Below are 22,823 nucleotides of genomic sequence, written 5' to 3' on the forward strand. Positions count from 1 at the left end.
GGCCCTGGCATGAGATATTGAACGGTTCCCAAGCGGCAAACGTTTCCACCAAGAGACAAATGACCGAGGAGAATTATCATGAAGGCAATTGTGGTGACGGACCAGGCTGCGGGAACGGCCGGGATGAAGCTGGTGGAGCGGCCTGAGCCGCAGCCAGCGATAAACGATGTCGTCGTTCAGGTTCATGCTTCGGGATTCGTCCCGACCGAGCTGGCATGGCCCTCGACCTGGACCGACCGCCGCGGCCTTGACCGAACACCGTCGATCCTTGGGCACGAGCTGGCCGGAGTTGTCATCGCACTCGGGTACGGCACAACGGGACTGTCGGTAGGTCAGAGAGTATTCGGCCTCGCCGACTGGCATCGCGACGGCACGCTCGCGGAGTATGTAGCCATGGAAGCGCGCAACCTCGCGCCGCTGCCGGGCGACGTCGACTTCACGGTGGGCGCAAGCCTGCCGATCTCGGGTCTCACCGCGTGGCAGGGACTCTTCCAGCATGGCCGGCTTCAGGCGGGGCAGAGCGTCCTCGCGCACGGTGCGGCCGGCGCGGTCGGGTCGATGGTGACGCAACTTGCACGAGAGGCGGGCGCCTACGTCATCGGCACCGGACGCGCCGCCGACCGTCATACGGTGCTCGAATTTGGCGCGAATGAGTTCGTCGACCTCGAGAACGACGCCCTCGAAGACGTGGGCGAAGTCGCTCTCGTGTTCGATGTGATCGGCGGGGAAATCGGGAAGCGGTCCGCCGGCCTGATTCGAGCCGGAGGAACACTGGTGTCCGTCGTCGGATCGACAGAGGCGCGGCCTGCCGACGGCCTGGCGGTCGACTTCGTTGTCGAGTCCGATCGTGGCCAACTGAGCGAGATCGTCCAGCGGGTGCGGGACGGACGACTGCGGACGAACATCGGCAACGTTTCGACCCTCAACGATGCCGTCGCCGCCTTCAACCCTATCGGGCGACGCACTGGGAAGACGATCATCCGCGTTCGTCCGTGAGGATTTGGAAACGGCGAGGGGCAAGGGTCCTCTTCGGTCGAAAGCTGAGCATCCAGCAGATCAAATGACCTTCAAGAGGCGTTCGAACGCTAGGCACCGGGAGTTTGCGGCCGCCGTCGATGTTGGCCAGCGCAACATGCTCTCGGCTCAGCGAGCCGCCGCTCGCTTTTCGAGCCGTCGCGCATACTGCGTCAGCGGAAAGCATAGGGCGAAGAAGATCAGCGCCACCAGCCCATAGACCTTGAACGGCTCGAAGGTGGCGTTGTTGATGGCGTTGGAAGTCCGCACCAGCTCCTCGAAGCCGATGATCGAGGTCAGCGCGGTCGACTTGATCAGCTGCACCAGGAAACCGACCGTCGGCGCGCGGGTGATCGCGAACGCCTGCGGCAGGATGATCAGCCTGAGCTCCTGCAGATAGTGAAGGCCGAGGCTGGCGCCGGCATCCCATTGGCCCAATGGCAGCGCATCGACGCCAGAACGCCAGATCTCGGCCAGATAGGCGCTGGCGAAGAAGGTGAGGCCGAGCACCGCCGCGGTCCACGGCTCGATGCGCAGGCCAAGCATCGGCAGGCCGAAGAACATCAGGAACAGCTGCATCAAGAGCGGCGTCCCCTGGAACAACGCGATGTAGCCGGAGGCAACGCGCCGGCTCCATTTATTCTTGGCGATCCTCAGGAACAGCACCGCCATTCCGACCAGCGCGCCGCCGACGAAGGCGGCCAGCGACAAAAGCACCGTCCAGCGCGCGGCAAGCAGAAGGTTGCGCACGATGTCCCAGAGGGTGAATTCGATCATGACACGCCAGCTCCGAGCGCGCGGCGGCCGCCTGCAACCAGCAGCCGCCGCAAGGCCATCGACATCAAGAGATAGACCAGCGTGACGACGAAATACGTCTCGAAAGAACGGAAAGTGCGCGCCTGCAGCATGTCGGCCTCATAGGTCAGCTCGCGCACCGCGATCTGCGACACCACGGCTGATTCCAGCATCATGATGACGATCTGGCTGGTCAGCGCGGGATAGATGATCTTGAGCGCCTGCGGCAGCACGATCTTGATGAACACCTGCCGTGGCCTCAGCCCGAGCGCCAGGGCCGCTTCCGTCTGCCCGTGCGGCACCGCGTCAAGGCCGGCGCCGACGATCTCGATCGTGTAGGCGGCCATGTTGAGCGTCATCGCCAGGATGGCGGCCAGGATCGGATCGAGCCTGATGCCGAGGCTCGGCAGGCCGAAGAAGATGAAGAACAGCTGCACCAGGAACGGCGTGTTGCGCATCACCTCGACATACCAGCCGATGGCCCTGCGCAGCAGCGCGGGGCCGCTTCGCCGCCCGGCGGCACCGAGGATGCTGAGCAGCGTGCCCGCAAGCGTGGTGACGGCGATTAAAAGGATCGTCGTCGCCGCGCCGTGCGCGATGTCGGCCACGGCACCTGGAAGCCAGCCGAAGGCCACGGCAACTCAATCCTTGAGGTTGTCGGGATTGAGCGGCGTCTTCAGCCAGGCCTTCGAGCTTTCGTCAAGCTTGCCGTCGGCCAGCATCTTGGCAATGGCGTCGTTGACCGCCTTCTTGAGGGCATCCTCATGCTTGTTGAGGCCGATATGCGAAGGCGAGGTCAGAAGCTGAAACTTCTGCTCCGGCTTCAGCGCATCCTGCTTGGCCAGCACCTGCGCGCCGACATCGTTGCCGACGACCATCAATTGGGTCTGGCCCGAGATGAAGGCCTGGATCACTGAATTGTAGTTGTCGAAACGCTTGATGTCCGCCGAGGCCGGTGCTGCTTCGGTGAGCGAGGTGTCTTCCAACGTGCCGCGATTGACGGCGATCGACTTGCCGCCGAGATCTTCCTTGCCTTTGACTGGCATTGCCGCCGGACCGATCACCGCGATGTAATAGGGCGCGTAGGCAGCGGCGAAGTCGATGACCTGCTCGCGCTCTTTCGAGTAGCCGACGCTCATCAGGATGTCGACGCGATGGTCGTTCAAATAGGGGATGCGGTTCTGGCCGGTGACGGCAACGGTGTTGAGCTTCACCTTGAGCGTGTCGGCGATGTACTGCGCCACATCCATGTCATAGCCCTTGAGGCTCATGTCGGCACTGGCCGAGGAGAAGGGCGGGAAGTCGGCGAAGACGCCGACATTGATGGTGCCGGCCTTGGTGATGTCGGCCAGCGCGTCGGCATTGGCGGCTTGCGTGGCGAAGCCGGCTAACCCCACGAGCAGAACGGCGGCGATGGATGATTTGCGGTGGATTGTCATTGTCATTCCCCTTCTGGAAGCTTTTGATTGTTTGGGTCGGCCGCCGGCTCCAGTGCGGCGGCCGCCTTTCTCTGTCAGGCCCCCTTGCCTGATACTGCCGGGCTGAACACCATCAGGCTCAGGATCTCGAACAGCACCTGCGCGCCGGCGTGCGCCGTGTTGGTGGTGGCGTCATATTGCGGCGCCACCTCGACGACATCGCCACCGACAATGTTGAGACCCTTGAGGCCGCGCAGCAGTTCGAGCACTTCGCGCGTCGTCAGCCCGCCGACTTCCGGCGTGCCGGTGCCCGGTGCGAAGGCGGGATCGACGCTGTCGATGTCGAAGGACACATAGGTCGGGCCGTCACCGACTATTCTGCGCGCCTTCTCGATGATGGCGGGAATGCCGAGACCGGTCACTTCCTCGGCATGGACCACGGTCATCCCGGACTCGTAGGTGAATTCCCACAGATATTCGGCCGAGCCGCGGATGCCGATCTGGATGGTGCGCGTCGGATCGAGCACGCCGTCCAGCACCGCGTTGCGGAACGGGCCCCCATGGTGGAATTTGGTCAGGTCGAACAGGCCGCTGGTGTCGCAATGGGCGTCGATGTGGATCAGGCCGACCGGGGCCTTCTTGCCGACCGCCTTCAGGATCGGGTGGGTGATCGAGTGGTCGCCGCCGACCGACAACGGGATGACCCCGGCGTCGACGATCTGGTTGATGCGCCGCTCGATATCCTCATGGCTGGTCTCCAGTCGGTAGCGGCTCTGGAACGGAACGTCGCCGATGTCGGCGACCCTGAGTTCATGCGTCGGCGCGCATTCCAGCACATGATTGTAGGGGCCGATGCGCTCGATCGCTCGCAAGGCGCGCGGCCCGAAGCGCGAGCCCGGCCGGTTGGTGACGCCGAGATCCATCGGCACGCCTGTTATCGCCACCTGCAGGTCGCCGAAGTCCGGATTGTCCGCTGCAATTTCGCGGTAGGGCGCGGTGAGGAAAGTCGGGATGCCGGAATAGGGCGCCAGCCGCGTGCCGCTCTTGGAAAAGATCTTGTCGGCGACCTTGCGGAATTTCGGGTCGAACATCTCGCCGCCATGGCTCTCGCCATATTTGCGACGCAGCGCATCGAGCTTGCCGCGATCGTATCCCATATCCGCTTCTCCTCGGCTGATGCAGTGGTGCCGGCGGTCATTTCGGGCGAACCGACCGTCATCCGGCCGGGCCGTTGTCCCGCTGGCAGTCTGCAGATTTCACGTCTTGATATTGCTCCGGATCAAAGTGTCCGGCAGCCGCTTTGAAAAAGCAATTGATATTGTTAGGGTGTTTCCTGTGAGAAAATCTCACAGTAAAGCCGAGCATCCATGGCCAAGCGCCTGCCACCACTCAACCCGCTGCGCGCCTTCGAGGCCACGGCCCGCCATGCCTCGCTGACCAAGGCGGCGAACGAACTGAATGTCACGCACGGCGCCGTCAGCCACCAGATCAAGGCGCTGGAGCAATCGCTTGGCGTCAAGCTGTTCGAGCGCGTCGGCCAGCGGGTCAAGCTGACCCCGCATGGCGCCGAACTTTTGCCGGCGGTATCGGTCGCCTTCGACGGTATCGCCGCCGCCACCCAACGGCTGACGCGGCCGGCAAGCAGCGGCGCGCTGTCGGTGTCCTGCGTGCCTGCGTTGCTGCTCTTGTGGATAACGCCGAGGCTGGGCAGCTTCACCGCGCAATATCCCGACATCCAGCTGACGCTCATTCCCTCCAACGATCCCAGGGATAGCCGGGCGCCGCATATCGATGTCTGCGTGCACTATGGCGATGGCAGCTGGGCCGATTGCTGGATGCGCAAATGGTCGGGCCTGGAGCTGTTCCCGGTGGTCAGCCCGACGCTGATCAACAACCGGCCGATCCGCAATGTTCGCGACCTCGCCGAACATGTCTTGCTGCATGGCGACGATGGCCGCGAGTGGCACACCTGGCTGGCCGCCGCCGACGCGCTGGACCTGGAGCGCGGCCGGCGTCATCATCTCGGCGATGCACGCATGACGGCGGAAGCCGCCGTCCATGGCCACGGCGTGGCGCTGGGCGACTCGGTGACGGCAAGCGCCCTGCTGGCCAGGGGCATGCTGGTCGCGCCGTTCAGCCTGTCGGTGCCGGCGGTCGACGATTTCTATGTCGTTTGCCGCAATGAAATGCGGGCGACGCCGATCGTGCAGGTGTTCATCGACTGGCTGTTTGCCGAGAAGGCCGGGGATGACGGCCGCGCCGACGCCCCGGTTGCGGGCCGCCTCGTCACCCGCCGCAAACGTCCCGCGCTCAAGGTGATGGGCGGCAAACCCACATAGCCGCATGCAGGGCTTTCTTTTTGTCGGGCCAGCCTGAAAGCGGGCAGCGTTTTTGCCAATTCGATGCTATGAGGCCTGTCGCGATTGTGGGTGGCAGGCAGCGAAGGCGGCAGCAAGCATGGCAAAGACCGATATTGCGCGGCGTGTCTATAACCACACCTGGAAGCTCGACCCGATCGTGCGCAGCCTGCTCGATACGGATTTCTACAAGCTTTTGATGCTGCAGATGATCTGGGGCATGTACCCCAAGGTCGACACCACCTTCTCGCTGATCAATCGGACGACTTCGGTCCGCCTCGCCGACGAGATCGATGAAGGCGAGCTGCGCGAACAACTCGACCATGCCCGCACCTTGCGCTTCTCCAAGAAGGAAATGATCTGGCTGGCCGGCAACAATTTCTACGGCCGCAAGCAGATTTTCGAGCCGGAATTCCTCGCCTGGCTGGAAGGCTTCCGGCTGCCCGACTATGAGCTTTCCAAGCGTGACGGCCAGTACGAGCTCTCTTTCTCCGGCCCCTGGATGTACACCACGCTTTGGGAGATCCCCGCGCTCGCCATCATCAATGAATTGCGTTCGCGTGCCGCTTTGCGATCGTTCGGGCCTTTTACGCTCGACGTGCTCTATGCCCGCGCCAAGGCCAAGATGTGGGCCAAGACCGAACGGCTGAAGGCGCTGCCCGGCATCCGCATCTCGGATTTCGGTACCCGCCGGCGCCATTCCTTCCTGTGGCAGCGCTGGTGCGTCGAGGCGCTCAAGGAAGGCATCGGCGAGGCTTTCACCGGCACCTCCAACGTGCTGCTGGCCATGGACAATGATCTCGAAGCGCTGGGCACCAACGCGCATGAACTGCCGATGGTGTTTGCCGCCCTTGCCAATTCGGAAAAAGAGCTGAAGCAGTCGCCCTACAAGGTGTTGCAGGACTGGCAGCGCTACTATGGCGGCAATCTCTTGATCGTGCTGCCCGATGCCTTCGGTACCGCCTCGTTCCTGCGCGACGCGCCGGACTGGGTCGCCGACTGGACCGGCTTCCGCCCCGACAGCGCGCCGCCGATCGAAGGTGGCGAAAAAATCATCGACTGGTGGCGCGAGAAGGGCAAGGACCCCAGGCAGAAGCTGCTGATCTTCTCCGACGGGCTTGAGGTCGAGACCATCGAGGAGACCTACCGTCATTTCAAGGGCAAGGTGCGCATGTCCTTCGGCTGGGGCACCAACCTGACCAACGACTTCGAAGGCTGCGCGCCGACGCAAACCAACAGCCTCGACGCCATATCGCTGGTCTGCAAGGTCACCGAGGCCAATGGCCGGCCGGCGGTCAAGCTTTCCGACAACCCGGCCAAGGCGACCGGCGATCTCAAGGAGATCGAGCGGTATTTGAGGATATTTGGGCAGAAGGATCGCGTGGAGCAACTGGTCAAGGTTTGAGGGTGGTCGGGCTCTTGGACAGTTCGAGTTCTGTCGTAGAACGCCTCCGTCTGCCGTTCGCCTTATGGTTCTCGGCCTTGTGGCTCGTCTCCCCCACTCTCGCCTTCGCCCACGCCTCCGACCGCGGCCACGTCCTGCTCCTTCCTACCGGCTATTATCTCGCCGGCGGCGCTTTCGCCGTGGCCGCCAGTTTCCTTGTCTTGGCATTGCTGCCGTCCGACACCCTCGACCGTTTCTGGCGCCGACGCCTGCCGCTATTCGCCTTCGGCGACAGCGTCCGCGCAGCCATCAGCCTGGCATCCTTTGCCGGCTTTGCAATTCTCCTCGCCGCCGGCTTCATCGGCAGCCGCGACCCGCTCTCCAACCCGCTGCCACTGGTGGTGTGGACGCTGCTATGGGCCGGCCTGACACTGCTGCAAGGCGTGTTCGGCGATATCTGGTCGTGGCTCAACCCCTGGTACGGCCCGTGGCGGCTACTGTCGCGGCTGACCGGCGGAAGCGATGACGGGTTCAGGCAACTTCCGCAATGGCTCGGCTGCTGGCCGGCTGTCATGCTGTTTTTTGCCTTCGCCTGGTTCGAACTCGTCTATCCCGCTCCCGACGATCCGGCGCGGCTGGCCTTTGCCGCCGGCCTCTACTGGCTGTTCACCTTGGTGGCGATGCTGGTGTTCGGCTACGACAGATGGAGCCGCAGCGGTGAATTCCTCGGCATCTTCTTTTCGGTGGTGGCGCGCTTCGCGCCGATCAAGCGCGGCGACAAAGGCCGTCTTGCGCTGTGCTGGCCGGGCGCCAAACTGCTCCGGGCCCAGCCGCTGCCCGCCAGCGGCATCGCCTTCCTGCTGCTCGCTTTGTCCTCGGTCTCCTTCGACGGCCTGTCGAAGACCTTCTCCTGGCTCGGCCTGTTCGGCATCAATCCGCTCGAGTTTCCGGGCCGCACGGCCGTGATCGGCAGCGGCACGCTTGGGCTCGTTATGACATTCGTGCTGCTCGCGGCGGTGTTCCTGCTTGCCGTCGTCCTCGGCCAGCGTCTTGCCCGCGGCGGCCAGCCTTTCGCCCAGGCAGCCGGCATGCTGGTGTGGTCGATCGTGCCGATCGCGCTCGCCTACCATGTCGCGCATTATCTGACGGCGCTGCTGGTCGACGGCCAATATGCGCTGGCCTCCCTGTCCGATCCCTTCGCGCTTGGCTGGAACCTGTTCGGCACCGCCGACATGCAGGTCGAGGCCGGCATCGTCGCCGGCGCGGTGTCGGCATGGTGGCTGTGGAATGTCCAGGCGGGCGCCATCATCCTTGGCCATGTGCTCGCTGTCCTCGTCGCGCACGGCTTTGCCTGGCGCCTGCATCCCCAGCCTGCCCGCGCCGCGCTCAGTCAGTTTCCGCTCACCGTGTTGATGATCGCCTACACCATTTTCGGTCTCTGGCTGCTTGCCACGCCGACAGTCGGATGAGACAAGCCATCTCCTGTGAGCCATGCCCGAAGGAAAGCTCGCTTGCCAGGCCAAGCCTTTGGTGATTTAGTTTGTATACATGCAATTTTGCATCCTCTTGCCGAGGATGTTCGAGCCGCCTTATCGTTGGTCAAAACACAAAAACAGGGGAACGAACGTGACTGACAAGAACGGATTTTTCGATCTCTCCAAAACCACACTCACCCGCCGTACCACGCTGAAGGGCCTCGCCGCCGGCGCTGGCCTCGCCATGGCGCCCGGCTTCGTCCGCTACTCCCAGGCACAGAGTTCGGCGCCGATCAAGATCGGCTTCCAGTCGCACCGCACCGGCATTGGCGCCGCCTATGGCCGCTGGTACGAGAAGACGACCGCCGCCGCGATCAAGGCGATCAATGCCGCCGGCGGCATCAATGGCCGTCAGGTCGAGGTGATCATCGAGGATGACGGCACCGATCCCGGCCGCGGCGCCGAAGTGATCGGCAAGTTCGCCACCCAGCACAAGACCGACATCGTCTTCGGTACGCTGTTCTCGCATGTCGTCATCGGATCGGCGCCTGCCGCCGGCGAAAACAAGATGCCCTACTTCGTCGTCAGCGAAGGTCACCATGTCGCCTCGACCAAGCTCAACCGCTATGTCTTCCAGCCCGGCATCACCGACGTGAAGAGCCAGATCCAGTCGATGGCGCCATGGATCGCGGCCAATGCCGGCAAGAAGGTGACGCAGATATTCCCCGATTTCGCCTTCGGCTACGACCATCGCGACTACCTGCCGCCGGCGCTGAAGGCGCAAGGCGCCGAGGTGATCGCGCAGATCGCCATTCCGCCGACGGAATCGTCCTTCACCAAATACTTCCCGCAAATCCCGCCCGAGACCGAGGTGATCTACCACGTCATGGTCGGCCCGGCGGTGCTCACCTTCGTCAAGGAACTCGGCGAGTTCTACGGTTCCAACCGGCCGCAACTCTTCGGCTTCATCGATTCGCTGGAAGCCGTGGACATCAACAGCCCCGGCCTCGAATTCCTCGACGGCAGCCATTTCTGGGAAGGCTCGCCGCGCTACGCCCAGCCCGACGACACCGAAGCGCAGAAGGCCTATCGGGCCGCTGTCGGCATCGACGACAATGGCGCCGCCGTCGGCGACGCCAAGGATGTCTCCACCGCCGCGCACATGTTCGGCTGCTGGGAAACGCTCTACGTCGTCAAGAAGGCGATGGAAGACGCCGGCTACAAGGGGCCGGAAGACCGCGCCAAGCTGGTCGAGGCGACCGAGGCGCTGAAGGAATTCGCCGAAGGCCCGGAGCATCCGCAGGGGCCAAAAACCTTCAATGGCAAGATCCACCAGTGCTTTGGCATCCAGAATATCTCCAAGGTCGAGGGCGGCAAGCTGAAGGTCGTGCACAAGACCAAGATCGAGGACGGGCTTTACGAGGCCGAAGGGGATTACACGACGCAGGCGCTGTGAGCTCATTCCAGCAGCCAACGTGAGCGCCAAGGCACCCCCCTCTGTCCTGCCGGACATCTCCCCCGCACGATGGCCGGCAGGCCAGAGGGGGGTGCCTCGCGCATCCCTCTGTGGCTAACCCATGCACTTCGGACCTCACCTTCTCCTCGCAACCCTTGAAGGCCTCGTCACCTCGGCCGTGCTGGCGTTGACGGCCCTGGGCTTGTCGCTGGTGTTCGGCGTCATGCGTGTCGTCAACGTCGCCCATGGCGAGTTCTTCATGCTGGGCGCCGTGCTTGCCTGGGCGATCACATCGGCAATTGGCGGCCATCCGGCTCTTGGCTTCCTGGCGGCGCTGGTGATCGCGCCGCTGATCGTCGGCGCCATCGCGCTGGTCGCCGAACGGCTGGTGCTGAGCCGGCTCAACTACAATCCGGAAGCCACCATCGTCGCCACCATCGGCATGCTCTACATCATCCAGCAGCTGGCGCTGACCTTCTATGGCCCCGAAGCGCGGCCCGTGGAGCCGCCGTTCAGCTATCGCATCCTTCTGCCGTGGTTCGGCTATTCCGGCTACAAGCTGTCGATCATCGCCGCATCCGCTCTTCTGCTGATCGCGACATGGCTGGTGCTGACGCGCACCAGGATCGGCCTCATCATGCGTGCCACGCAGTATGACAGCGAGACGGCGCAGGCCTTCGGCATCCCGGTCGGCCGCGTCTATGGCGGCGTCTTCGCGCTCGGCGCCATGCTGGCGGCCATCGCCGCGGTGCTGATCGTGCCGATCAGCCAGGCGCACTACCTGATGGGGCAGGATCCGCTGCTCTTGTCTTTCATCGTCGTCATCATCGGCGGCCTCGGCTCGTTGCGCGGCACGGTCGTCGCCGCCGTGCTGATCGGCGTCTCCGACGGCATCATATCGATGTTCTTCTCGCCGACGCTGGCCAAGATCATCGCCACGCTGCTGGTCGCCATGGTGCTGGTGTTCCGGCCGCAAGGCCTGTTCGGGACGGCATCGCGATGAGCGAAGCTTCGCCGGCAAAGGCCTATGCGCTGCATCTCGGCGTGATTGCCATGCTCTTCATGCTGAGCTTCCTCTTGCCGGGCTATTATCACGGCCTGCTCGCCCGCATCATGGTGCTGGCGGTCTTCGCCATGGGCTACAACATGCTGTTCGGCTATGTCGGCCTGCTCAGCCTTGGCCATGCGATGTTCTTCGGCGCCGGGCTTTACGGCGCCGGCCTTGCCGTCATTCAGCTCGGCTGGAGCGTGCCGCTGGCGTTCCTCGCCGGCATTGCCTGCGGCGCGGCGTTGGCGCTGGTGATCGGCCTCCTGGCGCTGCGCACCACGGGCGTGGCCTTCATGATCGTCACCATGATGTTCGCGCAGGTGTTTTATCTGGCTATTCTCTACTTCGCGGCCTGGACCGGCGGCGATCAGGGTCAGGTCGTGCCGCAGCCGGCGCGTGTCCTCAATCTCGGCGCCACCTCGCTCGATCTCACCAACCCGACCGTACGCTACATGACGGCGCTGGGCTTGTTTTCGCTCGTGCTGCTGATCACGCTTGCCGTCGTCCGGTCCAGATACGGTCGCGTGCTGATAGCGATCCGGGAGAATGAGGAACGCACGAAGATGCTGGGCTACGACACCTTCTCCAACAAGCTTGCCGCCGTTATCGTCTCCGGCACGATCTGCGCGGCGTCCGGCGCCGCCTACGCGCTGCTGTTCGGCTATGTCGGGTCGAGTTTCGCCTCGATACAGTATTCGATCCTGCCGCTGCTGTGGGTGCTGCTCGGCGGTGCGGCCACAACGCTTGGACCACTGATCGGCACGCTGTTCATGTACTATGTCATCGACGTCACCAGCGGCTACACGTCGGCCTACCTGCTGATCGTCGGCATGGCACTCATTGTGCTGGTGCTGTTTTTCCCGAAAGGCATTCTCGGCACCATCCGCCAGCGCTGGCTTGGATGGCTGCCATGACGCCGCTGCTGACCACCAAGGGCCTGTCGCGCAGCTTCGGCGGCCTGCGTGCGGTCGACAATGTCGACTTCACCCTGATGCCGGGCGAGATCCGCGCCGTCATCGGTCCGAACGGCGCCGGCAAGACGACCTTCGTCAGTCTGATCAGCGGCCGCATCCAGCCGTCTTCGGGAGCGATCGTCTTCGACGGTGCCGACATCACCGGCCTGCCGACCTATGCCAGGGTCCGCCGGGGCATCGCCTACACCTTCCAGATCACCAGCGTCTTTGCCAACCTCAGCGTCTATGACAATGTCGCGCTGCCGGTGCAGCTCACGCTCGGCGATCGCCGCTCGAAGGCTGAGCTGCGTGCCGGCGTCATCTCTGCGCTTGAACGTACAGGGCTGGCCGACCGCACCCATATGCCGGCCGGGCAATTGTCCTACGGCCATCAACGATTGCTCGAAGTGGCGATGGGCCTGGCGCTGAAACCGCGCCTGCTGATCCTCGACGAGCCGACGCAAGGTCTGGCCGACAGCGAGATCGACAATTTCGTCGAACTCGTGCGCGACATCGCCAAGAGCGCCACCGTGCTGCTGATCGAGCACAACATGCCGGTCGTGATGCAGCTTGCCGATCGCATCACCGTCTTCAACGCCGGCAGGATCCTGGCCGAGGGCACGCCCGAGGCGATCCGCGAGAACGCTGCGGTTCAGGATGCCTATCTGGGAACGGCGCCATGACGGAGGCGAGCACGGTCGAAGCGCTGACGATTTCCGGGCTCGATTGCTTCTATGGCGCGGTCCAGGTACTCTATGGGCTCGACCTGGTGCTGAACAAGGGCGAGGTGCTGTGCCTGTTCGGCCGCAACGGCGCCGGCAAGACGACGACGCTGAAGGCGATCATGGGCCTGGTTCCCGCGCGTGCCGGCTCGATCAGGCTCGCAGGGCAGGAATTGACCGGCCTGCCGGCCCATGAAGTGCCGAAGGCCGGTGTCGCCTACGTGCCGCAGGGCAGGCGCCTGTTCGCCGAGATGACGGTGGCCGAAAACATCGAGATCGGGCTGATGGCGCGCGGCAAAGGCAAGGCGACGCGCGAGAACGTTCTCGACCTCTTCCCGCTGCTGCGTCAGCGGCTGCGGCAGCGCTCGGGCACCTTGTCCGGCGGCGAGCAGCAGATGCTGGCCATGGCGCGCGCGCTTTGCCTTGAGCCGCAGGTGCTTTTGCTCGACGAACCGACCGAAGGGTTGATGCCGTCGATGATCGCCAGGATCCGCGACACGGTGTCGAAGCTGCGCGAGATGAATGTTTCCACCATCCTGGTCGAGCAGCGGGTCGATGCCGTGCTGTCGGTCGCCGATCGTGTCTGCTTCATCGAAAACGGCCGCAACCGCGAGACGGTCGATGTCGAGGCCCTGCGCGTCGACCCCTCGGCGGTCCGGCGCTATGTCGGCGTGGGTTGATCAACCGAAAAACAGAAAACCCGCGACCAAGAAGGTCGGGACCAGCACCAGCCCGGACCACAGCATGTACCCAAAGAAGCCCGGCATCTTGACGCCGCGATGTCTGGCAATCGCATAGACCATGAAGTTGGGTGCGTTGCCGATATAGGTGTTGGCGCCCATGAACACGGCGCCGGCCGAGATCGCGGCAAGCGTCGAGGCGAACTCCGTCATCAGGTGGCGGGGATCGCCGCCCGCCAGCTCGAAAAACACCAGATAGGTCGGTGCATTGTCGAGGAAGGACGACAATGCACCGGTCAGCCAGAAATAGGCGAGGTCGTTGGGCGTGCCTTGCGCCGAGGTGACGAGCGCGACCAGCGGCGCCAGCGCACCGTTGTGGCCGGCCCTCAAAATGGCGACGACCGGGACGATGCAGATGAAGATGCCGGCGAACAGTTTGGCCACTTCCGCGATCGGACCCCAGTTGAAGCCGTTCGCCTCGCGGTGGCTCTTGTAGGAGAGCGGAAGCGATAGCAGGGCCAGCGCGAGGATGATCGCGTCGCGGACCAGGTTCTGCAGTTCGAGACCGACGCCGAACACGGAAAAACTCACGCCCGGCTTCCACGCCGCCGACAGCAGGATGGCCCCGATCACGCCGGCCAGCAGCGGGAGGTTGGCCAGGCCGCGCAGGCGCACCTTCGTATCGGGTGTCGGATCCTTGATCTTCGGTGCGCCGGCCTCGCGCCGGTGCAGGATGAGGTCGATCGCCAGGAACGCCGCCAGCACGACGACGCCAACGAACAGCGTCTCCCGGTAGAGGTTGGTGGTCGTCCAGAAGAAATCGACACCGCGCAGGAAGCCGACGAACAGCGGGGGGTCGCCGAGCGGCGTCAGCGAGCCGCCAATGTTGGACACAAGGAAAATGAAGAAGATGACGACATGGGCATTGAAAGGCCTGTTGTCGTTGGCGCGCAGGATCGGCCGGATCAGTATCATCGAGGCGCCGGTCGTTCCGATCACCGAGGCCAGCAGCGCCCCGACGATCAGCAGCCCGGCATTGACCAGCGGTGTGCCGTGGATGTTGCCGGCAAGCAGGATGCCGCCTGAAATCGTATAGAGCGCAAACAGCAGGACAATGAACGACATGTATTCGGTGAGCAGCGCGTGCAGCACCGCCTCGGTCGCCGCGGGAGCACCGAAGGCAATCGCGAGCGGCACGATCACCAGCGCCGCCCACAAGGCCGCGATCTTGCCGTAGTGATGTTCCCAGACATGGTGGAACAGCAGCGGACCGGTCGCGATCGACAACAGCAGCCCGGCAAACGGCAAGGCCCACCACAGCGACATGGCGCCGCCAGGCAGGCCGTGCTCTTCGGCCGCGAAGGCCTGTGCCGGAAACAGCATCGCGACGATGATCGCGCCGCCCGCCCCGGTCGCTATCGGCAAGTATCCCCTTCTACCCCCCACGAGTCAGCCCGAAGTGCGATCTTCGAGCGTCACGCCGGCATCGCGCATCTTCGCCAGCATTGTCTCGAGCGATCCGTTGAGATCGATGCCACGGCAGGCATCGAGCCTGACCGTGGTTCTAAACCCTTGTTTGACCGCATCCAGCGCCGAGAAGGCGACGCAGAAATCGGTCGCCAGGCCGACCAGGGTCAGTGTGTCGATGCCGCGCTCCCGCAGATAGCCGGCGAGCCCCGTGGGCGTCGCGTGATCATTCTCGAAGAAGGCGGAATAGCTGTCGATGGCCGGGCGAAAGCCTTTGCGGATGACGAGTTCGGCCTTGGTCCAGGCAAGTCCGGAATGGAAATCCGAGCCGAGACTGCCCTGGATGCAATGGTCCGGCCACAGCGTCTGCGGACCATAGGGCATCTCGATCGTCGAATAGGACTGCGACCCCGGATGGCTGGAGGCGAAGCTGGAATGGCCGGCGGGGTGCCAGTCCTGTGTCAGCACGACATGGTCTGTTCGCCGGATCATGTCATTGACCAGCGGCACGATCTCGTCGCCGCCGGCAACGGCCAGCGCGCCGCCCGGGCAAAAGTCGTTCTGCAGGTCGATGACAACGAGCGCTTCGTCGGCCATGGGCTTCCTTCCTGTCAGGCTGGGGTCGGGCTCCGAACGAGGCACCCGGCGAAAGAAAAAGCCGCTGGCGCGACTGGAGGAGAAACTTGACCAGATGGCGGTCCGCGTCAACCTCCAGCGGCATAACAAATGCGTGGCGATGCCAGCCGGACGTATGCCGGCGCAAACTCTGGCTTTGACAATTTCCGCCGTCTTGATATCATTTGCATACGAATGAATTTACCGGTCGAGGCCGGTAAAGACTTCCTTGGGCAAGCGCCTCGGGAGGGCCAGTTCGGGCAAAGCCCATTTTATCGGGAAGGCCCACCTTATTGGGAAGGAAAGCGTGATCCGTTACGCGAAACCCACCACGGTCGACGAGGCGCTCGCGCTGCTTGGCGGGGGCGTCTGGCGTATCCTTGCCGGCGGTACGGATTTCTATCCGGCGCAGGGCAGCAAACCGTTTCGTGACAATGTCCTCGACATCAACGGCCTGACAGCGCTGCGCGGCATCGCCGAGACCGGCAGCCACTGGATCATCGGCGCGCGCACGACATGGACCGACATCATCCGCCATCCGTTGCCGCCGGCCTTTGATGCGCTGAAACAGGCCGCGCGGGAAGTGGGTTCACCACAAATCCAGAACGTCGCCTCGGTCGCCGGCAATCTCTGCAACGCCTCGCCGGCCGCCGACGGTGTGCCGGGGCTGCTGGTCCTTGATGCCGAGGTCGAGCTGCGCTCGGCGACGGCGACGCGCCATCTGCCCTTGTCGGCGTTCATCCTCGGCAACCGCCGTACGGCCTTGCGGCCTGGCGAGATGCTGACGGCCATCCACGTGCCGAAGCCCGCCGGCACATCGGCCTTCGTCAAGCTCGGGGCGCGGCGCTATCTCGTTATTTCCATTGCCATGGTGGCGGTGCGTCTGGTTGCCGAGAATGGCACTGTCGCGCAGGCGGCCGTCGCCGTCGGCTCGTGTTCGGCCGTGGCGAGGCGGCTTGCCGGTGTCGAGGCGGCGCTGCTCGGGCTTCCCCTGGACGCCGGGCTTGTTGCCGCGGTCCGGTCCGCGCCGATGGCTGAGCTGCAGCCGATCGCCGATGTGCGCGGCAGCGCCGAATACAGGCTCGACGCGGTGCGCGAGATCGTTGCGCGCGCCGCGCTTGAGGCCGCGGGCAAGCCCACGGACGACAAGGTGGCCGCATGAGCATGGAACGCGCCGATATCGCCTTCGCGGTCAATGGCGCCGCTGTCTCGGTCAACGTGCCGCCGCTGCGCCGGCTGTCCTCGGTGCTGCGTGACGAATTGCGGCTGACCGGCACAAAGGTCGGCTGCGACGCCGGCGACTGCGGCGCCTGCACGGTGCTGGTCGACGGCGACCCCGTCTGCGCCTGCCTGATGTCGGCGGCCTCCGCTTCCGGCACTATGGTGACGACGGTCGAGGGCCTCGCCAATGGGCGCCTGTCGGCGCTGCAAGCCTCGTTCCTGGCGCATGGCGCCGCGCAATGCGGCATCTGCACGCCGGCGCTGCTGGTCGCGGCGTCAGCGCTGCTGGACACGAAACCCAGGCCGACCGAGACCGAGGTGCAGGATGCGTTGGGCGGCATCCTCTGCCGCTGCACCGGCTACCGCAAGATCATCACCGCGGTGATGGAGGCTTCCCTCCAGGCCGCGAGCCTGGACTTCCGTCTGCCTCGGTCCGGCCAGGCCATCGGCGCGTCACCGGTCAGGCTCGACGGTGTGCCAAAGGTGACCGGTGCCGAGAAATTCGGCGGCGATTCCTTTCCGGCCGAAGCGCTTGCGGTGCTGGTAATCCGCTCGCCGCATCATCATGCCGGCTTCGCCTTCGGCGACATCGATGGCTGGGCAAGCAGCCATTCCGGTATCACGGGCGTTTTCACGGCAGCCGATATCCCGGGAAAAAACTGCTTCGGCGTTATCGGCCCGTTCGCCGACCAGCCGGCGTTGGCCGAGGGCTTTGCCCGGCTTCGCGGCGAGGCTGTCGCGCTGGTCGCCGGCGAGCGCGAGGCGATCCTAGATCTCGACCTGTCGGATTTCCCCGTCCGCTGGACCGAACTGCCGCATGTTCTCCAGCCCGGCGATGCGCAGGCCGAAGGTGCGGCGCTGATCCATGAAAACCGCCCGGCCAATTTGCTGACCAAGGGCTTCGTCGAACGTGGTGATCCCGAGTCGGCACTTGCCGATGCGGCGTTCATCGCGAGCGATACGATCGACACCTCCTATGTCGAGCACGCCTATATCGAGCCGGAAGCCGGCTATGCATATCTCGACGGCGACACGCTCGTCGTCGTCGCCTGTACGCAGGCGCCTTACATGGATCGTGACGACACGGCAAAAGTGCTCGGCCTTCCCGTCGACAAGGTGCGCATCGTACCGACCGCGACCGGCGGTGGCTTTGGCTCCAAGCTCGACGTTTCCCTGCAGCCGCTGATCGGCCTTGTCGCGCTGAAGACCGGGCGGCCCGCGGCCCTTGCCTACACCCGCAACGAATCCATGATGTCGACCACCAAGCGCCATCCGGCGCGGATGAAGGCCACCGTCGGCGCGGATGCCGAGGGCCATGTCATAGGCATGATCTTCGAAGGCGATTTCAACACCGGCGCCTATGCGAGCTGGGGGCCGACGGTCGCCAACCGCGTGCCGGTGCATGCCTCCGGTCCTTATTTCACGCCGAATTACCGCGCCGAGGGCCGCGCCATCCACACAAATGGGCCGATTGCCGGCGCCTTCCGTGGCTTCGGTGTGCCGCAGGCGACGATCATGCAAGAGACGCTCTATGACGAGCTCGCCGGCAAACTCGGTATCGATCGGCTCGATTTCCGGCTGAAGAACTGCCTTCGAAACGGATCCGAAACGGTTACCGGGCAGGTCCTGGAGTCCGGAGTTGGCATCGCCGAATGCCTCGAAGCGTTGCGACCGCATTGGGCGCGGGCGACGGCCGATGCCGACGCTTTCAACAGCGCCAACCTGGACAGGAAACGCGGCGTCGGCGTCGCTTCGTGCTGGTATGGCTGCGGCAACACCTCGCTGCCCAATCCGTCGACCATCCGGGTCGGCATCGCGGCTGACGGCGCGGTTATCCTGCATCAGGGCGCGGTCGATATCGGCCAAGGGTCCAACACCGTCATCACGCAGATCTGCGCCGACGCGCTCGGCCTGCCGCTGGAAAAATTCCGGCTGAAGAGCGCCGATACGGCGATCAGTCCCGACGCCGGCAAGACCTCGGCCTCGCGCCAGACCTTCGTCACCGGCAAGGCGGCCGAGAAGGCAGGACGCGCCCTGCGCGAGAAGATCCTGCGCTTTGCCAATGTCTCGGACAAGGCTTCGCTTGAACTGGATGGCCCGGCGATCGTCATCCGCGAAGGCGAGGCGACACGAAGCATCGATGTTGGCTTACTCGACGTGGATGCGCACGGTTTCGTCTTCCACGCCGAGGAGACATACGACCCGCCGACGCTGCCGCTCGATGCCAAGGGCCAGGGCAAACCCTATGCGGTCTATGGCTATGGCGCGCAGATCGCCGAACTTGAGGTCGACCTCAGGCTCGGCACGGTCACGCTGATCAGGATCATCGCCGCGCACGACGTCGGCAAGGCGATCAACCCGCTGCTGGTCGAGGGCCAGATCGAGGGCGGTATCGCGCAAGGCATCGGCATGGCACTGATGGAAGAATACATCCCCGGCCGGACCGAGAATTTGCATGACTATCTCATCCCGACCATCGGCGACGTGCCGCCGATCGAGACCATCCTTGTCGAGGTGCCCGATCCCGAAGGGCCGTTCGGCGCCAAGGGCCTGGGCGAGCACGTGCTGATCCCCACGGCGCCGGCGATCCTCAATGCCATTCGTCACGCCACCGGCGTGCTGGTCACCAAAGTGCCGGCAACGCCAAGCCGCATCCTGGCGGCCATCCGCGAGAAGGAGGCACGCGCATGAGCGAGCTTGCCGAGCGTTTCGAAACCCATGATCCCGGCGAGAAGCTGGTGGCGGAAAAGATCCGCTGCGACGCCTGTCCCGTCATGTGCTACATCGCTGACGGACGCACCGGCGCCTGCGACCGCTATGGCAATATCGCGGGCCGCATCGTGCGCATGGACCCGCTGACCATCCTCGACCATGCGGCCGAGACCGGGGCCGCCATGGTGCCCTTTGTCGCCGAGGGCGAGCAGTGGGATGGCGAACTCATCAACACCGGCCGCCGCTTCGTCACGGCAATCGGCGCCGGCACAACCTATCCCGACTACAAGCCCGCTCCCTTCATCGTCAGCCAGGAAGTGGAAGGCGTCGATCTCGTCACCGTGGTGACCGAAGGCATCTTCTCCTATTGCGGCGTCAAGGTGAAGATCGATACCGACCGTCATATCGGACCCGAAACGGCTGTTGTGCGGGCTGAGGGCGAAGCCATCGGCCATGTCACGACGGGAGAATACGGCTCGCAGATGCTGTCGCTGGGCGGCGTGCATCATTTGACGGGCGGCTCCAAGGCGGAAGGCCGCGCCACCTGCGACGCGCTGCTCAACCTGTGCAACTGCAAACCGGTGGAACTCACCATCGACGGCGGCGCCACGGTCATTGTCGAAGCCGGCAAACCGCCCGTCATCGACGGCAAGCAGGAACATCGCATGCGCGTCGGCTGCGGTTCGGCCACCATCGGCATGTTCGCCACGCAATGGCGCGGGCTGGTCGACGAGGTGGTGGTGGTCGACGACCACATTACCGGCGTCGTTTCCGAACACCAGGCCGGCAAGGTGCTGGGCTGGCAGGATACCGGTATCAAGATCGTCGGCCGCCGCTCGACGCCGGGCCGCTATTTCAAGGTCTCCGAGCCCGGCCTCGGCTGGGGTGGCACCAGCATTTCAGATCCGCTGTCGATCCTCGGCGAATGGAACGCCAAGAAGGGCGCGCGGCCGGGCCTGTCGCTGCTGATGGTTTCGACCACCGGCGAGCAGTTCGCCTATTACGAGCTCGACGACGACTTGAAACCGGTCGAAAAACCGTTTCCGGAGCGGCTGCAAAAATCGGTCAACCTGATCGAGGACAATTGCGAGCCGGCTTTGTGCACCGTGCTGTTCATCGGCGGCGCCGGCGGGTCGCTGCGTGCCGGCGTCACTGAAAACCCGGTCAATCTCACCCGTTCCGTGCAAGGCCTGAAAACCTACGTCACCGTCGGCGGCGCGCCGGTCTATGTCTGGCCGGGCGGCGGCATCACGCTGATGGTCGATGTCACCAGAGTTCCGCCAGGCGCCTTCGGCTATGTGCCGACGCCGGCGCTGGTGGCGCCGATCGAGTTCACGCTGCGCCGCGACGACTATGTCAGGCTTGGCGGCTATGAGGCCGAAATCCGCAGCGTCGCGGATATTGTCGCCAAGGGCGGCGAGTACCTCAATCCCCGGCGCGGCACGGGTGCCCCGGCCAGCAATCCATGGCCGCCGCTGGCGCAGTTGCGCCGCGCGGGCTCGGATGGGGCCGGCTGATGGAAGGCCCGCAAGCGCATTGGCTGCAGGATGGCAAGCGGCTGCATCTCAACCATGGGCCGATCGACCTGATCGTCGAGGCCTTTGGCGAGGCTGACGAGTGTCGCGCCGCCTATGCCCAAGCCGTCGCGCGCTTCCAGACGATCCTGATCGAGTTGGTCGAGGAGCTTCCCGAACTGCGCCTCCCAGCATTTTTCTTGGCGCCGCGAACCTTCACCGGCCCGACGGCGCGCCGCATGGAAGCAGCCGTCATGCCCCTGGCGGAATGCTTCATCACGCCGATGGCCGCCGTCGCCGGATCGGTAGCCGACGAAATGCTTGCCGCGCTGCTTGCCGGCCGCAAGCTCGACCGCGCCTATGTCAACAATGGCGGCGACAGCGCCCTCCATCTCGACAAGGCCACGTCGATTGGCTTGGCGGTCGCCGGGACCGGCAACGGCATGGCCGACCGGATCACGATCCGCGCGCAAGATGGGGTGCGTGGTGTCGCAACCAGCGGCTGGCGTGGCCGCTCCTTCTCGCTTGGCATTGCCGATGCCGTCACCGTGCTCGCGCGCACCGGCGCCGAGGCAGATGCGGCGGCGACGCTTATCGCCAACGCCGTCGACCTGCCCGGCAATCCCGCCATCAGGCGCACTCCCGCAAGCGACCTGTCGCCCGACAGCGATCTTGGCGCACGGCTGGTGACACAAGGCGTCGGCACGCTTGCCTCTGGCGAGGTGGCGCGGGCGCTGGACAATGGCCTCGCCGTCGCCGAAGATTTTCGGCGGCGCGGCCTGATTGCCGCATCGGCGCTGTTTCTTGGTGGGGAGGCCCGTATCAGCGGCTCCGTTGCACTCGGCCCGCCCAACAAGCATGAACCGGAGGAAGTTGCCCATGCCTGAGTTTCCGATCCGCAAGATCGCGGTGCTGAGCGAAGAGATTTTTCACGACGGTGGGCCTGTCACTGACGTGCCGCGCCGGCGTGCCGCCGCCATGGCGGTGGTCAAGAACCCTTTCGCCGGGCGCTATGTCGAGGAGCTGCAGAGCGCCATGGACGATCTGAAGCCGCTCGGCCTGCTTCTTGCCGACCGGCTGATCGCGGCGCTCGGCGGCGACGTGAAACAGATCGACGGCTACGGCAAGGGCGCCATTGTCGGCAGCGCAGGCGAGCTGGAACATGGCGCGTTGTGGCATGTACCCGGCGGTTACGCGATGCGCGAGCGGCTGGGCGATGCCAAGGCGATCGTGCCCTCGGCCAAGAAGGTCGGCGCCTTCGGATCAAAGCTCGACGTACCGCTCGGCCACATCAACGCCGCCTATGTGCGCAGCCATTTCGACGCCATGGAGGTCGGCATCAGCGACGGCCCGCGTCCTGACGAGATACTGTTCTGCCTCGCCATGACCTGTGGCCCGCGCATCCACAACCGCATGGGTGGCCTCGCTGCGGATGACATAAAAGCCTGGGACGGGCTGCGGTGAGCGGCGAGGACAACCTGCTCAAGCTGGTCGAGACCGAAGAGGCCGACGATCACGACTACCTCCTGCAGGAACAGGTCGGCTTCATCCTGCGCAAGGCGCACCAGCGCCATGTCTCGATCTTCGCCGCCCGTATCGCCGATCTGACGCCGCCGCAATTCGCCGCACTGGCCAAGCTGCGCGATGTCGGCGAGACCTCGCAGAACCAGCTTGGCACGTTGATCGCCATGGATGCCGCGACGGTGAAGGGCGTCATCGACCGGCTGAAGGCGCGTGGCCTGGTCGAGCTGTCCCGGCATGAGGTCGACAAAAGGCGGCTGCTGGTCAATCTGACGGCCGAGGGTCGCGACGCGATCGAGCGGCTGATCCCGCTTGCCCGGGAAATCACACAGGAAACGCTGGCGCCGCTCACGAACAAGGAAATCGCCACCTTCATGAAGCTGCTGGCGAAGCTGGCGTAGAGCGGCGGCGGCGAGGTCCTTTCCTCTCCCCCGATCGACGGGGGAGAGGAAGGTGCCAAGCTGTCCCTCG

General features: G+C 64.6%; 21 protein-coding genes. 15 read left to right on the forward strand and 6 right to left on the reverse strand.

Going from position 1 to position 22,823, the window contains the following annotated elements:
- Positions 1–78 precede the first annotated feature (78 nt).
- Complete coding sequence (locus LB571_RS21955; RefSeq protein ID WP_224597887.1) at positions 79–996, forward strand: NADP-dependent oxidoreductase; 918 nt, start codon at positions 79–81, stop codon at positions 994–996.
- A 147-nt stretch (positions 997–1,143) separates the two neighbouring features.
- On the opposite strand, the gene LB571_RS21960 is transcribed toward LB571_RS21955, so the two are convergent.
- The 4 genes from LB571_RS21960 to speB all read right to left on the reverse strand — a co-directional run bounded on the left by LB571_RS21960 (position 1,144) and on the right by speB (position 4,384).
- Positions 1,144–1,791 carry an amino acid ABC transporter permease gene (locus tag LB571_RS21960; protein WP_224597889.1) on the reverse strand — a complete coding sequence of 216 codons (648 nt, stop codon included), beginning with the start codon at positions 1,789–1,791 and terminating at the stop codon, positions 1,144–1,146.
- Complete coding sequence (locus LB571_RS21965; RefSeq protein WP_224597890.1) at positions 1,788–2,444, reverse strand: amino acid ABC transporter permease; 657 nt, start codon at positions 2,442–2,444, stop codon at positions 1,788–1,790. The genes LB571_RS21960 and LB571_RS21965 overlap by 4 nt, the downstream gene beginning before the upstream one ends.
- 6 nt (positions 2,445–2,450) lie before the next feature.
- Positions 2,451–3,248, reverse strand: a complete 798-nt coding sequence (locus LB571_RS21970; protein WP_015314473.1) for a transporter substrate-binding domain-containing protein — start codon at positions 3,246–3,248, stop codon at positions 2,451–2,453.
- 74 nt (positions 3,249–3,322) lie between these two features.
- Positions 3,323–4,384, reverse strand: a complete 1,062-nt coding sequence (speB, locus tag LB571_RS21975) for an agmatinase (protein ID WP_015314472.1) — start codon at positions 4,382–4,384, stop codon at positions 3,323–3,325.
- A gap of 210 nt (positions 4,385–4,594) precedes the next feature.
- Here speB and gcvA point away from each other — a divergent pair, with 210 nt between their 5' ends.
- The 8 genes from gcvA to LB571_RS22015 all read left to right on the forward strand — a co-directional run bounded on the left by gcvA (position 4,595) and on the right by LB571_RS22015 (position 13,302).
- Positions 4,595–5,566 (forward strand): transcriptional regulator GcvA, encoded by a 972-nt coding sequence (gene gcvA, locus LB571_RS21980; RefSeq protein WP_224597904.1) that lies wholly within the window; start codon positions 4,595–4,597, stop codon positions 5,564–5,566.
- A 118-nt stretch (positions 5,567–5,684) separates the two neighbouring features.
- Entirely contained in the window at positions 5,685–6,989 is a 1,305-nt protein-coding gene (gene pncB / locus LB571_RS21985; protein ID WP_015314470.1) for a nicotinate phosphoribosyltransferase, read from the forward strand.
- A 77-nt stretch (positions 6,990–7,066) separates the two neighbouring features.
- Positions 7,067–8,437 (forward strand): hypothetical protein, encoded by a 1,371-nt coding sequence (locus LB571_RS21990; protein WP_224597907.1) that lies wholly within the window; start codon positions 7,067–7,069, stop codon positions 8,435–8,437.
- 157 nt (positions 8,438–8,594) lie between these two features.
- A complete protein-coding gene (locus LB571_RS21995; protein WP_140824215.1) occupies positions 8,595–9,899 on the forward strand; it encodes an ABC transporter substrate-binding protein in 1,305 nt (434 codons plus the stop codon).
- Positions 9,900–10,020: 121 nt separating this feature from the next.
- Positions 10,021–10,902 (forward strand): branched-chain amino acid ABC transporter permease, encoded by an 882-nt coding sequence (locus tag LB571_RS22000; RefSeq protein ID WP_224584146.1) that lies wholly within the window; start codon positions 10,021–10,023, stop codon positions 10,900–10,902.
- Positions 10,899–11,861: a branched-chain amino acid ABC transporter permease gene (locus LB571_RS22005; protein WP_224597909.1), complete on the forward strand. Its 963-nt coding sequence runs from the start codon at positions 10,899–10,901 to the stop codon at positions 11,859–11,861. Before LB571_RS22000 ends, LB571_RS22005 begins: the two co-directional genes overlap by 4 nt.
- Positions 11,858–12,583: an ABC transporter ATP-binding protein gene (locus tag LB571_RS22010; RefSeq protein ID WP_224597912.1), complete on the forward strand. Its 726-nt coding sequence runs from the start codon at positions 11,858–11,860 to the stop codon at positions 12,581–12,583. The genes LB571_RS22005 and LB571_RS22010 overlap by 4 nt, the downstream gene beginning before the upstream one ends.
- Positions 12,580–13,302 carry an ABC transporter ATP-binding protein gene (locus tag LB571_RS22015; protein WP_140615266.1) on the forward strand — a complete coding sequence of 241 codons (723 nt, stop codon included), beginning with the start codon at positions 12,580–12,582 and terminating at the stop codon, positions 13,300–13,302. The genes LB571_RS22010 and LB571_RS22015 overlap by 4 nt, the downstream gene beginning before the upstream one ends.
- Here LB571_RS22015 and LB571_RS22020 read toward each other — a convergent pair whose 3' ends face one another.
- Complete coding sequence (locus tag LB571_RS22020; RefSeq protein WP_181171071.1) at positions 13,303–14,685, reverse strand: sodium:proton antiporter; 1,383 nt, start codon at positions 14,683–14,685, stop codon at positions 13,303–13,305.
- 66 nt (positions 14,686–14,751) lie between these two features.
- Positions 14,752–15,366, reverse strand: a complete 615-nt coding sequence (pncA, locus tag LB571_RS22025; protein ID WP_224597914.1) for a bifunctional nicotinamidase/pyrazinamidase — start codon at positions 15,364–15,366, stop codon at positions 14,752–14,754.
- Between the two features lie 325 nt (positions 15,367–15,691).
- Between pncA and LB571_RS22030 the strand changes: the two genes are divergently transcribed.
- From LB571_RS22030 to LB571_RS22055, 6 genes are read left to right on the forward strand one after another with little or no spacing between them, the layout of a single operon-like run.
- Complete coding sequence (locus LB571_RS22030) at positions 15,692–16,546, forward strand: FAD binding domain-containing protein (RefSeq protein WP_224597916.1); 855 nt, start codon at positions 15,692–15,694, stop codon at positions 16,544–16,546.
- Positions 16,543–19,296, forward strand: coding sequence for a molybdopterin-dependent oxidoreductase (locus LB571_RS22035; RefSeq protein ID WP_224597918.1), 2,754 nt, complete (start codon positions 16,543–16,545; stop codon positions 19,294–19,296). The genes LB571_RS22030 and LB571_RS22035 overlap by 4 nt, the downstream gene beginning before the upstream one ends.
- The gene (locus LB571_RS22040; RefSeq protein WP_224597920.1) at positions 19,293–20,834 is read left to right on the forward strand and encodes a 6-hydroxynicotinate reductase; all 1,542 of its coding nucleotides are present in this window, start codon (positions 19,293–19,295) and stop codon (positions 20,832–20,834) included. The genes LB571_RS22035 and LB571_RS22040 overlap by 4 nt, the downstream gene beginning before the upstream one ends.
- The gene (locus LB571_RS22045) at positions 20,834–21,718 is read left to right on the forward strand and encodes a UPF0280 family protein (protein WP_015314458.1); all 885 of its coding nucleotides are present in this window, start codon (positions 20,834–20,836) and stop codon (positions 21,716–21,718) included. Before LB571_RS22040 ends, LB571_RS22045 begins: the two co-directional genes overlap by 1 nt.
- Entirely contained in the window at positions 21,711–22,295 is a 585-nt protein-coding gene (locus LB571_RS22050; RefSeq protein WP_015314457.1) for an amino acid synthesis family protein, read from the forward strand. The genes LB571_RS22045 and LB571_RS22050 overlap by 8 nt, the downstream gene beginning before the upstream one ends.
- The gene (locus LB571_RS22055) at positions 22,292–22,753 is read left to right on the forward strand and encodes a MarR family winged helix-turn-helix transcriptional regulator (RefSeq protein ID WP_140660160.1); all 462 of its coding nucleotides are present in this window, start codon (positions 22,292–22,294) and stop codon (positions 22,751–22,753) included. The genes LB571_RS22050 and LB571_RS22055 overlap by 4 nt, the downstream gene beginning before the upstream one ends.
- Positions 22,754–22,823: the final 70 nt, after the last annotated feature.

It is taken from the genome of Mesorhizobium sp. BR1-1-4 (assembly GCF_020165375.1).
GTDB classification, from domain to species: domain Bacteria; phylum Pseudomonadota; class Alphaproteobacteria; order Rhizobiales; family Rhizobiaceae; genus Mesorhizobium; species Mesorhizobium australicum.

What these genes read in the sequence shown, in the direction of transcription:
- pncA (WP_224597914.1), bottom strand. Translation starts at nt 15,366, where the DNA reads ATGGCCGACGAAGCGCTCGTTGTCATCGACCTGCAGAACGACTTTTGC.
- LB571_RS22010 (WP_224597912.1), top strand. Translation starts at nt 11,858, where the DNA reads ATGACGCCGCTGCTGACCACCAAGGGCCTGTCGCGCAGCTTCGGCGGC.
- LB571_RS22035 (WP_224597918.1), top strand. Translation starts at nt 16,543, where the DNA reads ATGAGCATGGAACGCGCCGATATCGCCTTCGCGGTCAATGGCGCCGCT.
- gcvA (WP_224597904.1), top strand. Translation starts at nt 4,595, where the DNA reads ATGGCCAAGCGCCTGCCACCACTCAACCCGCTGCGCGCCTTCGAGGCC.
- LB571_RS22050 (WP_015314457.1), top strand. Translation starts at nt 21,711, where the DNA reads ATGCCTGAGTTTCCGATCCGCAAGATCGCGGTGCTGAGCGAAGAGATT.
- LB571_RS22045 (WP_015314458.1), top strand. Translation starts at nt 20,834, where the DNA reads ATGGAAGGCCCGCAAGCGCATTGGCTGCAGGATGGCAAGCGGCTGCAT.
- LB571_RS22020 (WP_181171071.1), bottom strand. Translation starts at nt 14,685, where the DNA reads ATGCTGTTTCCGGCACAGGCCTTCGCGGCCGAAGAGCACGGCCTGCCT.
- speB (WP_015314472.1), bottom strand. Translation starts at nt 4,384, where the DNA reads ATGGGATACGATCGCGGCAAGCTCGATGCGCTGCGTCGCAAATATGGC.
- LB571_RS22005 (WP_224597909.1), top strand. Translation starts at nt 10,899, where the DNA reads ATGAGCGAAGCTTCGCCGGCAAAGGCCTATGCGCTGCATCTCGGCGTG.
- LB571_RS22015 (WP_140615266.1), top strand. Translation starts at nt 12,580, where the DNA reads ATGACGGAGGCGAGCACGGTCGAAGCGCTGACGATTTCCGGGCTCGAT.
- LB571_RS21960 (WP_224597889.1), bottom strand. Translation starts at nt 1,791, where the DNA reads ATGATCGAATTCACCCTCTGGGACATCGTGCGCAACCTTCTGCTTGCC.
- LB571_RS21970 (WP_015314473.1), bottom strand. Translation starts at nt 3,248, where the DNA reads ATGACAATCCACCGCAAATCATCCATCGCCGCCGTTCTGCTCGTGGGG.
- LB571_RS22000 (WP_224584146.1), top strand. Translation starts at nt 10,021, where the DNA reads ATGCACTTCGGACCTCACCTTCTCCTCGCAACCCTTGAAGGCCTCGTC.
- LB571_RS21955 (WP_224597887.1), top strand. Translation starts at nt 79, where the DNA reads ATGAAGGCAATTGTGGTGACGGACCAGGCTGCGGGAACGGCCGGGATG.
- LB571_RS22040 (WP_224597920.1), top strand. Translation starts at nt 19,293, where the DNA reads ATGAGCGAGCTTGCCGAGCGTTTCGAAACCCATGATCCCGGCGAGAAG.
- pncB (WP_015314470.1), top strand. Translation starts at nt 5,685, where the DNA reads ATGGCAAAGACCGATATTGCGCGGCGTGTCTATAACCACACCTGGAAG.